The organism is Cephaloticoccus capnophilus (genome assembly GCF_001580045.1).
In the GTDB taxonomy this organism is placed as follows: Bacteria; Verrucomicrobiota; Verrucomicrobiia; order Opitutales; family Opitutaceae; genus Cephaloticoccus; species Cephaloticoccus capnophilus.
This window is the reverse complement of sequence record NZ_LSZP01000056.1, coordinates 1-13539: the sequence shown is the minus strand read 5'-3', so window position 1 is coordinate 13539 and position 13539 is coordinate 1. Positions and strand designations below refer to the sequence as shown.

Below are 13539 nucleotides of genomic sequence, written 5' to 3'. Positions count from 1 at the left end.
GTTTTTTCGAGGCGTCGTAGTGGAGTGAGTGTCCGCAGCCATTGTGGGAAGAGGTCTAGTGTTTTTCGGTTTCGGCGAGGCGGGGAGTGCAAGCGTGTCGCGCAAGACTTGGGTTACTTGTAGGAGCGCATGCTCATCTTAACGAATTCGTAGTCGAGCGGCTCGACGTTGCGCAGCGGCTCGACGCCCTCGCCTTGGTATTCCCAAGCGGCGACGTGGGCGAACTTCTCGTCGTCGCGCAGACACTCGCCGTCGGGGTATTGGTACTCCTCGCGGAAGTGACCGCCGCAGCTCTCTTCGCGAGCGAGCGCATCGCGGCACATCAGTTCGCCAAGCTCCATGAAGTCGGCCACGCGGTTCGCGCGCTCGAGGGCTTGGTTCATGTTTTCGGCGGAACCGGGGACGTTGACCCCCGCCCAAAACTCTTCGCGCAAAGCCTGGATTTCCTCGATGCCTTTTTGCAGGCCCTCGCGAGTGCGCGCCATCCCGCAGCGCTTCCACATAATGAGCCCGAGCCGTTTGTGGTAATGATTCACCGGCTCCTTACCCTTCACGGACATGAGGCGACGAACGACGTCCGCGCTGCGCTCCTCGGCCTCCACAAACTCGGGGGCATCGGTCGAGGGTTTGTTGTTGGGCTTTTGACCCGCGAGGTAGCCGTTGATCGTGTTCGGTAAAACGAAGTAGCCATCGGAGAGCCCTTGCATGAGGGCCGAGGCGCCGAGCCGGTTTGCACCGTGGTCGGAGAAGTTGGCCTCACCGAGGACGAAGAGCCCGGGCAGGTTACTCATGAGGTTATAGTCCACCCAAAGCCCACCCATCGTGTAGTGCACGGCGGGGTAAATGCGCATGGGCTGCTTGTAGGCGTCCTCGTCGGTGATCTCTTTGTAAATGTCGAAGAGGTTTCCGTAACGCTCGCGCACCGCCGCCTCGCCCAACGCAAGGATTTGCTCGGCAGGGGGATTCGTGAGGTTCGCACGGGCGGCCGCTTGGTGGCCATAACGCTGAATCGCGTCCGCAAAATCCAAATACACGCCGAGCCCCGACTCGCCTACCCCGCGTCCCTCGTCACACATCCGCATCGCCGCGCGCGAAGAAACATCACGTGGGGCGAGGTTTCCAAACGACGGATAAATCCGCTCCAAGTAGTAGTCGCGGTCTTCCTCAGGGATATCGTTGGGGTTCTTCTTACAATCGGAGGCATTTTTCGGCACCCAGATCCGACCGTCGTTGCGCAGCGATTCCGACATCAGCGTGAGCTTCGATTGGTAGTCGCCCGAAACGGGAATGCAGGTCGGGTGAATCTGCGTGTAGCACGGGTTGGCGAAGCAGGCACCGCGTTTGTAGGCGCGCCAGATCGCGGTCGCATTCGATCCGCGCGCGTAGGTCGATAGGTTAAAGACGTTTCCATAACCGCCGGTCGCCAGCACGACTGCGTCACCCGAGTGACGGTGGAACTCACCGGTCACGAGGTCGCGCGTGATGACGCCCTTCGCATGCCCGTCAATCACCACGAGGTCGACCATCTCGTGTTGCGTGACAAGCTCCACCGCGCCCGCGCCGACCTGTTTCGAGAGTGCCGAGTAAGCCCCAAGCAGGAGCTGCTGGCCCGTTTGCCCGCGCGCATAAAAGGTGCGCGACACCTGCGCCCCACCGAAGGAGCGATTCGCCAAGAGCCCACCGTATTCGCGCGCAAAGGGCACGCCTTGGGCCACGCATTGGTCGATGATGTTGGCCGACACTTCGGCGAGCCGGTGGACGTTGGCCTCGCGAGCGCGGTAGTCGCCGCCCTTAATCGTGTCGTAAAAAAGTCGATACACGCTATCGCCGTCGTTTTGGTAATTCTTAGCGGCGTTAATACCACCCTGTGCAGCGATGGAGTGCGCACGGCGCGGGCTATCGTGAAAGACGATACACTTTACCCGATAGCCAAGCTCCGAGAGACTCGCCGCGGCGGAGGCTCCTGCCAACCCCGCGCCGACAACGATGACCTCGTATTTCCGCTTGTTGGCTGGGTTGACCAGCTTGTTGTTGAACTTGTGGTTGCTCCACTTTTCAGCGAGTGGGCCAGGCGGGACGTTGGAATTGAGAGTGGCCATGTTGAGCAAAAGGGCTGGAGGGGCAGAAAGCAGTTTTTACGAAATCGATTTAGAAAGGAGGCAAACTTGAGATTCAGTTTTGCGCACTAGCGGCAGTCGCAGTGGCACTTACCGAGTAAACTTCAGCGGCAGGATGGGGTGCGAGTGCACCGGTGAGAATCGCCCCCGGAATCGCCACGTTACCGATGAAGTAGAGCAAACACACGAGGGCCACGATCTTGCGCAGCGCGCCCGCCCAAGTCTGCGAGCGCAGCCCGAGCGTTTGGAAAAGGCTATCAATGCCGTGCAGCAAATGCAGCGAGAGCAGCCCCACCGCCACAATGTAGAAAAGCGAAACTGGCACGCTCTCGAAGCCGCGATACACCATGAGGTAGACGTTATCGACCTGTGTCCCCGCGGCGACGACCGGCAGCCCCGCCACCGCGTAGTCGCCCTGCATTACGTAGGCATGTGCACCCTTAAAGTCCGCCGGATTTGTGACGCCCAGCGTGAAGTGCGCGAGGTGATACAAGACAAAGGCCAGCACCACGTAGCCCGTCAGCCGGATATAGCGCGACGCGAAGGGCGCACGCAGCCAGTTCTTCCCCGCAGCGTAAGCCTGCCCGCCACGCGCTCGCTTGTTTTCCAAAGTCAGCACCGTCGCCGCCCAAACGTGCACCCCAAGCGAGAGCAACATCACCGCGCGCACCACCCATAACATCGGGCCCGTATTATGCAGAAACTCGGCATAGCCGTTGAGATGGTCGGGATGACTGAAAATCTGGAGGTTGCCGACCAAGTGCCCAATCGCGAAACCGACGAGCACGATTCCGCTGAGGGCCATGAGAAATTTTCGACCAATGGAAGAGCGAAAGAGAGTGGCGATTGGGCTCATAAATTTTGGGGGGAGAGGCAGGGGGTAATTCAGCCTACACCAAGGGTTAAGCCTCACAAGAAAACCCTGTAAAGCCGCATGCCTTTTATTGGGAATCGGTCTCGCAGTGTATTAGCTGCCCTTACTTCGCAAAGAAGAAGGCGTGTCGCCCCAGACATTTACGCCGCCGACAAGCGTGAAACACGCCGCACGACCGCTCTGCTAACGCAGCGACAATCAGTGACTACCGACGACTTGTTGGTTAAAACCGCTTACCTTACTCAGCAGCCTTAAGGGCGAAAATTTGCCACTCGCGGAAGGCGCGATCACTCGCCGCCGAAAGGCATTTACTCGAACGCTGCTCCCCTGCCCCGCGCCAAGCAGTTCAGCCAACGCCGCCTCCAACTTCGCCGCCGGATACGTCGCATCGGCCACATAGTAAAAATCCCAACGCGCCGCGCTCGTTTGCACCAGCTGGTAATGCCAGCACGCGAAATCGCCCGGCAACGCCGCATCGACTTCGTAAACCGAGATGAGTGCGCTGTCGTGCGGACGCCAATACAAATCCCGCGCCCGCCCCAGTACGCGATAGCCGCTCGGTAGCTTTCGCACCAAATCGCCCGTCCGGTAACGCAAGAGCGGCATCGCCTCCCTGCCCCGCGTCGTCACGACAATTTCGCGGACATCGCGGTCGCAGCCCCTTTCATTTGGCATGCCGGTGCCAGGGGCACGGCCACTTGTCGGCGGCACGCCTACTGCGCCCCAGTCGAACGACGCGAGTTCTATAAACGCATTCTCCTCGACTGGCTGGGCGTTATCGCAAAACGCCTCGCCGACGAACAAGTAGCCCGCTTCCGTTGAGCCGTAGAGATCGACCAAGCGAGCGCCCGGAAACACCTCGCTTACTCGTGCCGCATGCTGCCGGCTCGCCTTTCCGTAAGTCAAAATCACTACGCGCACACTCGGCACTCGCACGCCACGCCGAGCGAGAGCCCGCGCGAGCAACGACAAATACACCGGCTCGCCCTCTAGCACTTCGGGCTTCGTCGCCTGCAATTCCAACACGATCCGGTCCCACTCGCTCTCGGGAAATGAAAACGGATCGCTCGACAAATTCAGATAAACCGTCCCGTCGAAATACCGGTTTGGAAACGCGTGATCCTCGTAGGGACAAAGATTACTCGAACAACCCACGGGGGCCAAAACGCACTTGCGGTAACGCCTACCGACAAACTCGCGTAAGATCGGCGAAGCCCGATACGCACGCTCGGTTTGCGCCTCCCACCAGCCGCGCTCCATAATCACGGTCATCGGACGCTGGGTTGTCCCGCCTGTGCTCTCGTATTCGTAACGCGCCTCCTGCAAGCCGCGCTCGACCTCCGTGTAATTTTGGAAAAACGCCTCCGCCCCACGCGCTACGATCTCCTCCTTCGACAAGGCCGGAATCTCCCGGTAACAGGCCCAGTGCAGCGGCTCGGGGTGCAGTGGAAACCGCTCTGCATACAGCGGGCTTCGCCTATAAATCGCCCTGATCTCGTCCTCCAAGGGCTCCGGCAAACGCGAAGGCTCCACTGCCTCACGCTCTCGCACAAACGGTTCCGCAGAGTTAGCGAATTGGGGTTGGGAAGTCATGGGGGGAGGAAAGCCGAAGAATCACTCAAATCCTAGCCAGACCGCCAACAAGTGGCCGTGCGCCTCGCACCGGCCTGCAAAACAAAAACAGTCTGCGAGCGGCCTCCGACAAAGTAGGGGAAGAACACCTTGTCCGCCATATCTTGTCCGTGAGATAAACAGGAGCGGCGGCATGCCACTCCTACGTAAATGGCAAAGTAACTTACCTCGGAATATTGAGTTTTTGGCCAACATGGAGCCGGTTCCAATTCACATCGGGGTTGGCGTTTTGAAGTGCGCCAAGCGAGATGCCTACCTCGCGCGCAATCTTCACCCCCGTGTCGCCCGATTTGACGACATACTCGCCCGAAGCCGCCCCCGCAGGCCGCGCAGCCGCATTATTGGACGCCGTCGTGCCCGCATTTGCCGAAGCGGCAGCGGCGGCATTTCCGCGATTCGCTGCCGGAGCAGCCGTCGCGGCGGCGCGCGTACGCGGGGCCTCCTCCAGCTTAGTGATTGCACCGCGCAGGTTGCCCAACTCCGCCCCCACCTGGTTAAACGCATCCTGCGTCGAGCGCGTCAGCGCGCCGATATCGCGCGTCGCCTTCTCGCTCGCCGAAGCCGCCGTGGAAACCTGTGACTCGAACTGGTCAAAGCGTGCCATCTTCCCCTCGTGCTCTGCGAGCGTGCGCTTAACGTTACCGATTGTGAGAGCTGCATAGCCGCCGAGCAGCAGCCCGATTACGCCAACAATAATCGCCCCGACGGGCAGCATGCTGTTAGGTTCGCGAGATCCGATAGTGTCCATAGAGAGAAAAAGAGAGAGTTGGAGAGGGTTCGCGCGACAAAAGACCAAGCCTCTCCCTAGGCAAGAGTCTTCCACACTCCAACGCCCGTTTTATCACACGGCAAACAAACGCAGTCCCGATCTCTGCCCGGCTATTCGCGGCACGGCCCCAAATAAACACGGCCCGCAGTTGACAAAGCCCCGCAAATCGCCCGCTCTGTCCGCCTTACATTTTCGGGGTGTAGCTTAGCCTGGTAGAGCGCCTGCTTTGGGAGCAGGAGGTCGGGAGTTCGAATCTCCCCGCCCCGACCATGGACGAGGCGTCGAGGGCGGCGCCAGAGAGGAAAGTGTTACAAGAAGTGCATTATAACGGCGTTTTGTGGTCGATTTTGGCACAAGATAAGGGTCGGGGCAAGGTGAGTGCTCGTCGTGCGGCGATTGTCTCGGCGCAGCGGAAGTTAGCGCGGCGTGCTGGGGTCTATGCGTCACGTTGCGGGCTGCCGCCCGTGATTGTGACGCTGGCAACATTTGATCGCGCAATTTGCTGAATTTCTTAGTTTACACGTTTAAAGAGTGACGAGGTTCGGCGACAAAGCGCACCCCGAGTGCTCCGCATACGCGCATGATGGTGTCGAATCGTGGCTGGGACTCAGGGCGCAGCGCCTTGTACAGCGCCTCGCGCGTCAGTCCACTGGCTTTTGCCACTTCGCTCATGCCGCGCGCACGCGCGATGACGCCGAGGGCGTGCGCCAACTCGGCCGGATCGTTCTCTTCAAGCACGAGGGTTAGGTAGTTGGCCACGTCCTCGTTGGTCTTGAGGTGTTCCGCGAGATCGAACTCGGGGAGGCTGGAAATCTTGAGCGTCTTGGTCATTGTGTTACTCACGTTTCAATCCACGCGCCCGCGTAGGGCGCGATCTGGACGTAGTACATGCGCCAGCCGGGACCGAAGAACTCGCGCATCTCGCTGACGCCTTCGCCCACCGGTTCCACATCGCCCAGAATCCCACGCTGCGCTTTGTCCAGCCGCTTGCCCAGGCGGATGCGCGTCAGCCCGTCCTTCAGGCCGTTGAGCCACTGCTCGAATTCTGGGGTCTGTCTGACCGTGAACATGGCTTGAGTGTAATCACTTGTTCACGAAGATTAACATCCTCTCCTTGCTAGCAAGAGGATTCTTACCGCGTCCAGCGAAGCGCTGTCGCTTTGCTAACAAACTGTTGCGAAATGTGCGGGGTCCTGACGCCAGCTTTGCCTCGAATCGCCGCGAAATTGGCACAAAACTGGCATGAATTTAGCTCAGGTTTGGGCAACTCCTTAGCTATCAACACTCTTGATTGTTACTACTCAAGTCTCCCCATAGCAGAAGGCAGAGGAGGCCCGCCACTTTACTTTCTTTATATACACAGGCCCTCCCGCGAAGCAGGGCTTTAGTTGCCCAAGTTAAACTTGATAACTGGCTCGCTCGGTTCCTCAGCAGGAGCAGATTCGCCAGCCTCACTTTGGGCGGCGGGCCTCAGCAAGGCCGCTGGCAAGATGCTTACGCTCGGGCTTGCAGAAGTCGCTCCGGCGCTTGCCCCGCTCATTGAGCGCGTCACTTGCAGGCTAAGCAGCCGCTGGTTCCACAAACTCGCCGGGTCGATTTGCGCGAGCTGCGTCGCCCGCTGGGCAAAGGCCTCTTGCTCACCCGCCACATGCGCCGAGAGCGCGAGGTGGTAGGCCGCCTCAGCACGCACAGCGACCGACACGCTCGGACTATCCGCCAGCGCGGCGAGTGCCGCCTTGCCTTGCGCCTCGGAGCCGCCCTTTAGCTGCGAAACCGCCAAGCCCAGCGCGGCACGATTCGCAAGCGTGGACCCACGAGCCAAGCCCTTCAGGCTCTGCTCGTAAGCACTCGCCGCATCCGAAAACTTGTCCGCCTCGTAAGCGGCATCAGCGACCTGCAACCACGCGACCCCGCCGAGTTGGAGCCCCGCATTGTCCTGCGCAAACTGGCGTAATCCCTCAGGGGTCGCCGCCGCGGTAGCATAGCTTTGCGCCAGACGCTCACGCGATTGAGCGGCACTGAGCACCGAAACTTCGCGCGCGACAATCACCACGACAACCACGGCACAGAGCAGGAAAACGAGCTTCCGGTTCTTTGCCCAAAACCCATTTAGCTTCTCTTCGAAGCTAGGACTGGCGGGGGCATTTTCGGAAGCGGGCGCAGTGGGAGCAACGGCAGCAGCAGCGGATTTCTCGGGTGAACTCATAAGAAAAGGGAAAACCCCGGAGCGAAACGCCGCCACCGCCGACTGTAAAGCCTCACGCGCCAGCTTTCTTTAAGCGGCAGGCCAAGAGCACGCCATCGCTTCAAAACCGGCGGGAGGCAATAACGCGCCTCAAGCCCGCCCGCCGCCGGTGCCGACGAGCAAGCGCGAGGTGTACGTGTGGCCTGCCAGCGTGAGGGTGTCCGTGTTCATGGACGGTCAGACTTTTGAAAAAACAGGATTTGGGATCGACCAAACTCCGGCGCGGCCTCCAGCGCCAGCGCGCCCTGAGGGCTGGTCGGTGCTGCCTTGCGGGTGCCACCGTCAAGGCGGTAGCGGATGCCGCCATGATACGGAACCTGCCCCTTGAAGCAGTCCACCACCGCCTGCACGGCGGCGGTCTGGTAGGCTTGGGTCTTGAATTTCAGCTTCATGCCCGCGCCTCCCCGGGCGCATCCTCCGCATCCCGCAACTCACTCTCGATATCCTCGATGCGAGGCAAGTCTGTTTGCAGTTCCTTGGGCAAGGCCTGCACCAGTTGATACTCCGCAACGCCGATGGGCTTGTTCATGTCGCGCAAGGCGTACTCGGCCACCACCTTGTCGCGGTTTTTGCACAGCAACAGGCCCAGACTGGGGTTGTCGCTGGGATGCCTGAGTTGGCTGTCCACCGCGCTGAGGTAGAAATTGAGCTTGCCTGCGTATTCGGGTTGGAACTCCCCGGCCTTCAGTTCCACCACCACATAGCAGCGCAACTTCAGGTGATAGAACAACAGATCAATGTAGAAATCCTTGTCGCCCACCTCCACATGCACCTGCCGTCCGACGAAAGCAAAGCCCGCACCCAGCTCCATCAGGAACTGGGTGACGTGCTTGACCAGCGCATCCTCAATGGCACGTTCCTGCGCCTCCTTGCCAAGACCGAGAAAGTCCAGGCGGTACGGGTCTTTCAGTGACTCGCGGGCCAGATCGGATTGCGGTGCAGGCAGGCGCTGATCGAAGTTGGTAACGGCCTTGCCCGTACGCTGGCGCAAGCCGGATTCGATCTGCATCACCAGCACGTTGCGCGACCAGCCGTTTTCCAGGGCTTGCGCGGCGTACCATTGCCGCTCCTCGGTGCTCTGGAGCTTGTCCAGCAGGGCCAACTGGTGATACCAGGGCAATTGTGCAAGCGCCGCTTGCACAAATTCGCCATCCGGCCACGCCTCGGCAAAGGCCCGCATATATTTGAGGTTGCGCGGGGAAAAGCCCTTCATGTCCGGAAAGGCTGCGCGCAAGTCATGCGCCAGCCGCTCGATCACCTTCGTGCCCCAACCCTGACTGGCCTGACGCGCCAAAATGTCCTGACCGATCTGCCAGTACAGCAGCACCAGCTCACGATTGACCGCAAGCGTAGCGCGTTGCTGCGCTGAATGGATACGCTGCTTAAGTTCAGCCAGCCAGTCGGCATATCCAACTGGGCTGACAGTCAATTGATCTTTACTCATGTGCGCCTCCCTCAAATGCTCTTCACTTCGGTGGATGGCGACAACAGTTTGAAGATTTGTTCCACGTTGATCTTGACCGCGCTGTCTTTGAACCCGGCGTCGCGGGCCACCACCGCGTTGCTCAGCTTGCGCCGCTTGCCGGCCAGGCGCTGCTCCTGTGGAAAGACAACAGGTGGTTTGCGGGGCATGTTCGCTATTAAAGACAAATATTTTCAGCTTTGTCCATTATAGCGAAAAAATCGGAGCCCTGCATCCGGTCCCCCTATCTGCTCTTCGAGGCGCCTTGGCTTGAGTGAAGAACCCCGGCCTTGAGTCTGGGGATTCTCCGCCACCAGTTGGCGGAGCCTTCGGCTCCATATAACAACTGCCTCGCTTGACCTCGCCATGAATGGCGAGGCTTGCGCTTTGGCGCGTGGTCAGGCTGGACGGGTGAGGAATTCGCTAATTTTGGGGATGACTTGTTCCGCTGCGTCGAGGAGCACGTAGTGTCCGGCGTCTTTATAAAAACTCGCCTCGGCATTTGGCAGTCGCGCCCGCCATTCGTCGTAGAAGCGTTTGTTGAAACAAAAGTCGCGTCCGCCCCACAGGATCAGTACGGGGGTTTTCTGAAACTGCGCGAGCCCCGCTTCGACTTCGCTCAAGGTGTCCCAACTCGGATGTGCGGCGCTCATCGGGATATCGCGAACAAAGCCGCTAACGGCCACGCGGTTTGCCCATGAGTTATAGGGGAAAATCAATGCACGTCGTTCATCGCCACTGAGCGCGCGGCGGCTCATCGACATCGCGAGCGCGGGGCGCGCAAAGCCATTTAATCCGCGCACGATTGCCGGGCCGATTACTGGGAGTTTACAGAGCGCAATTCGTGCGGGAATCCATTTTGAGCGAAAGGCCGCCGTGTTGAGGATGACGATTCGGCCAATGAGCTCGGGGTGCCGCGCCGCGAAGCCAAAGCCAATCGCTCCGCCCCAATCGTGAACGACTAAATGCACGCGCCGGAGTCCGAGCGTGGCAACGAGCGCAGCGATGTCGTCGATTCGCGTTTTTAAGTGGTAATCGTAGTTCTGCGGCTTTTCGGAGAGCCCCATTCCGATGTGGTCGGCAGCGATGCAACGCAGCTTGGGCGAAACCGCTTTTACGAGTTGGGCATAATAAAACGACCAAGTCGGGTTTCCGTGGAGCATCAGCACCGCCTCGTCGCACGTCGTGCCGTCTCCCTCCGGGCCCTCGTCCAAGTAATGCATTCGTGCGCCGCTCGGTGTCGTGAACCAGTGCGACACAAAGGGATAAAGTGCTTCGCGGAGTTCGGGTGGAAAAATCGCGGCAGGAGGTGGATTCATGGTTCGTTTTTTACGGCGGGCTCGGCGGAAAAGACGGGGCTGCGCCCCTGTGTTGCGCACACGCCTACTACTACCATTCCACGGCGAGCATCAGCGAGTTAAGCCCGCTGCCGATGCCGAGGAGTGCGACTTTGTCGCCGGAGCGGACGACGCCTTTTTCTACTGCGAGCGCGAGCGTCGCGGGCAGCGCGACCGAGCCGGTGTTGCCCAAAAACTCAAAGGTCGAAAAATCCTTCGCGAGATCGATCCCGAGCGTGTCGTAAAGCTTACGCCGATGAATGCTGCCGACTTGGTGGCAAATAAAGCGGGAGGGCGTAGCCGCGTCCCAGCCGGTTTCTTCGCAAAACTGCCCCCAAGTTTCGTGCGCGAGTGTGACCCCCGCAATGAGCAGTGCTTCGGAGTCGGTCTGCATAGCCAGTGAGTCTGCGCCGTGCGTCTCGCCTTGGCAGAGCTCGCTGTGCGCGGTCGCCGCGCGTACGACCCCACCGATCAACCGGTGCGCGCGCGACGACTCCCCTGCTGCGCCACCGCTGCCGAGCCCTTCAGGCACCACGAGGCTTTCGTGACACACGACCGCGCCGACTGCGCCCGAGCCGACTGTGAGGTTAGCAAAGTAGGGCTTTATCCCGTTTCGCGTTAAAGGCTCGGCATTAAGCGTGCGCAAGGTCTGCTCGACGAGCGGGCGGCTGTCTTCGCCGCAAGTGATGAGGGCGGCGCGGATTTGCCCCGCTTCAATCATGCTGGCGGCAAGTGTCAGCGCGTTGAGGAAGCCGAGGCAGGCATTGGAAAGATCAAAGATTTGGCAGTTCGGGCTAAGCCCGATTTTGCGATGGGCAAAGGCGGCGGTCGCGGGCTCCAGCATGTCGCGGCAAACGGCGGCATGGATGTAGAGCTCGATTTGCTCGGGGCGGATGCACGATTTGGCGAGCGCAGCGCGACCGGCCCGTGCGCTCGCATCGGAGGCCCGCGTACCCGCTGGCCAGAGTCGGCGCTCGCGAATGCCGGTCATTAATTCGAGGCGGCCTTCGGGCAGGTGGAGCCGCTCGTAGAGCGGCGCAAGCCGGCGCTCAATCTCCGCAGAAGTGAGGATTTCATCGGGGAGCGCGGCGGCGAGGGACTCGATGTAGGTTTGGGAAAATTTCATTGGGTCACAGCCCCTCTTATTGGCGAGCCGGGCAGCGCAGCCCCGTTACTTGTCGGCTTGCCGGCAGAAGGAGAAAGCGCCGCTGTTCGCGCCGGATGCTCGGGCCGCATGGCGAGCCGGACGAGGTCGGCGTCGTAAAAGTTGGAGCCCAGGCCCGCATCGACCACGAGCGTTGTGGCGTTGATGCCGCTGCTGCGCGGGCTGAGCAGGAAGAGTGCCGCGTTGGCCACTTCGGCGGTCGAGAGATTTTGGCGGCGCAGTGTGAGTTTTTCGGTGTAAAGGTAGCTTTCGAGGTAGCCGGGAATGCCCGCCGAGGCACTGGTTTTGAGCGGGCCTGCGCCAACGACATTGAAGCGCACTGCGCTGTCCGCGCTAAACGACTTGGCTAAAAAACGCGCGCTCGACTCTAGCGCGGCCTTTATCGGGCCCATGTAGCCGTAGTTGTCGGGTGTGACTTGCAGCGAAGAAATGCCAATCGTCACCACCGAAGCGTCCGGCGCGAGTTGCGGTTTTAGCGCGTTAGCGAGTTCGACGAGCGAAAAGGCAGAGATCGCGGTCGCTTGGAGGAAGTCGGCACGGCGCGTTTCGTGAAACGGCCTAAAGCCTTCGCTGTAGTTAGCGAAGGCGATTGAGTGCACGACGCCATGCAGCGGCTCGCCCTGCGCATCCGCCGCAATTTGCGCGGCAAGTCGCTCGACGGCCCCCTCCTCCTCCACATCGCAAAGGTAAACGGGCTTTTGCGCCAAAAGCGTGTTTAGAGATTTGCGACGCGCTTCGGAGCGCACGCTGTAGAGGACAGTCGCGCCCTGCTCTTCGAGAGCTTGGGCGATGTGCCACGCGACGCTTTTACGGTTGGCGACACCGAGGACGAGCACGCGCTTACCCGCGAGCTGGAGAAAGTCGCGGCTCACTTCGCGCGCCCTCCTAGCGCCCCTGCTCCGCCGCCGCCGCCCTCCGGCGTTTTCCACGCGACGGCGAAACTGACGTTGAGGACGCGCGTGCCATCGGCCTTGCGAATCGCGCCGTCCATCATCGTAAAGCCGCCAAGAGTCTCCTTTTTGCGCACTTCGATTTGCACGACGTCACCGGGAAAAACGGGCGAGCGGAAACGCACGTCACTGATTTTCGCGAGCAAAGGCACGCCCTCACTCTTTCCTCCCTGCCCCGCCGCCGCAGCTTCCGCTTGCGCACGCTTGGCCATATACAGTGCGCCGGTCTGAAAAACCGCTTCGCACAACAACACTCCAGGCGTAATCGGAGCTTCGGGATAGTGCCCGCGATAAAAGTCTTCCTCCGGAGCCCAAGTCCGCTCGGCAACGAGCGAGTCGGTATCCGCGCTCAGGATACGGTCGACAAAAAGAAAAGGCGGTCGGTGCGGGATGAGTGCAGTGACTTCGTCGGTCATTTTATTGGGCGGGCGTGAAGAGACAGCGGTCTTTATTGGGCGGGCGGTGCAGGTGAATCAGTGAGCGGCGGGTGCCGGCTCGACCGCTTCGGAAATCCGTGTAGGCGTTTTCCCCGCTTCCCGTTTCTTCATCTCAAAGAGAGCTTTATCGATCTTATTGGCAGTGATGACGCCGTAATTAATCGTGCCGAGCCAGCCGGACATGATGATGCCCACGCTGCCCGCGTGATAGAGCCCGGGAAGCTGCTCGGGGAGGTCCATCGAAACTTTCAGCCCCTCGAACTTCGTGCCAAAGGACGCACCGCTCCAGTGAGTCGTGTAACGCTCGACCGTGCGCGGTGTCGCCGCCTCCATCCAATCGATTTTGTCGCGCACGCCGGGGATGAATTTTTCGAGCGAAGCAAGCGACTCCTCAATTAGCCGCTGCTTGTGCTGCGCATACTCTTCGTCGCTCATCTTTTCCCAGTCGAGGTAGCGGCTGTTGAGCGAGGCAACGACGGTGTAGCGATCAGAGCCGGGGCGCGTGTCGGGGTAGTAAACCGAAAAGGTGCGGCTCGTCGTGTGCAGGTCGG

General features: G+C 60.3%; 13 protein-coding genes, 1 tRNA gene and 2 pseudogenes. 1 reads left to right on the top strand and 15 read right to left on the bottom strand.

All coding sequences use genetic code 11. The features are described 5' to 3' along the window. Positions 1-113 precede the first annotated feature (113 nt). The 4 genes from AXK12_RS07085 to AXK12_RS07070 form a co-directional block, all read right to left on the bottom strand. On the bottom strand, positions 114-2099 hold the full coding sequence (locus AXK12_RS07085) for a fumarate reductase/succinate dehydrogenase flavoprotein subunit (RefSeq protein ID WP_068712895.1): 1986 nt from the start codon (positions 2097-2099) through the stop codon (positions 114-116). A gap of 73 nt (positions 2100-2172) precedes the next feature. Continuing rightward, positions 2173-2973 (bottom strand): succinate dehydrogenase cytochrome b subunit, encoded by an 801-nt coding sequence (locus AXK12_RS07080; protein WP_068712893.1) that lies wholly within the window; start codon positions 2971-2973, stop codon positions 2173-2175. A 216-nt stretch (positions 2974-3189) separates the two neighbouring features. Then, positions 3190-4584, bottom strand: coding sequence for a phenylacetate--CoA ligase family protein (locus AXK12_RS07075; protein WP_068712891.1), 1395 nt, complete (start codon positions 4582-4584; stop codon positions 3190-3192). A gap of 202 nt (positions 4585-4786) precedes the next feature. Next, positions 4787-5371 carry a LysM peptidoglycan-binding domain-containing protein gene (locus AXK12_RS07070; RefSeq protein ID WP_082782725.1) on the bottom strand — a complete coding sequence of 195 codons (585 nt, stop codon included), beginning with the start codon at positions 5369-5371 and terminating at the stop codon, positions 4787-4789. Between the two features lie 214 nt (positions 5372-5585). Between AXK12_RS07070 and AXK12_RS07065 the strand changes: the two genes are divergently transcribed. Continuing rightward, positions 5586-5662, top strand: a tRNA-Pro gene (locus AXK12_RS07065). Positions 5663-5908: 246 nt separating this feature from the next. Here the strand turns inward: AXK12_RS07065 and AXK12_RS07060 are convergent. The 11 genes and pseudogenes from AXK12_RS07060 to AXK12_RS07015 all read right to left on the bottom strand — a co-directional run. After that, complete coding sequence (locus tag AXK12_RS07060) at positions 5909-6223, bottom strand: addiction module antidote protein (protein ID WP_068712887.1); 315 nt, start codon at positions 6221-6223, stop codon at positions 5909-5911. Between the two features lie 44 nt (positions 6224-6267). Then, positions 6268-6462: pseudogene (locus AXK12_RS07055) on the bottom strand (type II toxin-antitoxin system RelE/ParE family toxin); the annotation flags it as partial. Between the two features lie 314 nt (positions 6463-6776). After that, positions 6777-7598 carry a hypothetical protein gene (locus tag AXK12_RS07050; RefSeq protein ID WP_156468923.1) on the bottom strand — a complete coding sequence of 274 codons (822 nt, stop codon included), beginning with the start codon at positions 7596-7598 and terminating at the stop codon, positions 6777-6779. 206 nt (positions 7599-7804) lie between these two features. Continuing rightward, positions 7805-8029, bottom strand: a complete 225-nt coding sequence (locus AXK12_RS07045) for a hypothetical protein (RefSeq protein ID WP_068712883.1) — start codon at positions 8027-8029, stop codon at positions 7805-7807. Then, complete coding sequence (locus AXK12_RS07040) at positions 8026-9081, bottom strand: PDDEXK nuclease domain-containing protein (RefSeq protein ID WP_068712948.1); 1056 nt, start codon at positions 9079-9081, stop codon at positions 8026-8028. Before AXK12_RS07040 ends, AXK12_RS07045 begins: the two co-directional genes overlap by 4 nt. 11 nt (positions 9082-9092) lie before the next feature. After that, complete coding sequence (locus tag AXK12_RS09325; RefSeq protein WP_197457018.1) at positions 9093-9269, bottom strand: hypothetical protein; 177 nt, start codon at positions 9267-9269, stop codon at positions 9093-9095. A gap of 228 nt (positions 9270-9497) precedes the next feature. Next, positions 9498-10418: an alpha/beta fold hydrolase gene (locus AXK12_RS07035; protein WP_068712881.1), complete on the bottom strand. Its 921-nt coding sequence runs from the start codon at positions 10416-10418 to the stop codon at positions 9498-9500. Positions 10419-10488: 70 nt separating this feature from the next. Next, positions 10489-11562 (bottom strand): 3-oxoacyl-ACP synthase III, encoded by a 1074-nt coding sequence (locus tag AXK12_RS07030; RefSeq protein WP_068712879.1) that lies wholly within the window; start codon positions 11560-11562, stop codon positions 10489-10491. After that, positions 11559-12473 (bottom strand): enoyl-ACP reductase FabI, encoded by a 915-nt coding sequence (locus AXK12_RS07025; RefSeq protein ID WP_082782723.1) that lies wholly within the window; start codon positions 12471-12473, stop codon positions 11559-11561. Before AXK12_RS07025 ends, AXK12_RS07030 begins: the two co-directional genes overlap by 4 nt. Continuing rightward, positions 12470-12967, bottom strand: coding sequence for a 3-hydroxyacyl-ACP dehydratase FabZ family protein (locus tag AXK12_RS07020; RefSeq protein ID WP_068712877.1), 498 nt, complete (start codon positions 12965-12967; stop codon positions 12470-12472). The genes AXK12_RS07025 and AXK12_RS07020 overlap by 4 nt, the downstream gene beginning before the upstream one ends. 57 nt (positions 12968-13024) lie before the next feature. Then, positions 13025-13539 (bottom strand): annotated as a pseudogene (locus AXK12_RS07015) (hypothetical protein); the annotation flags it as partial.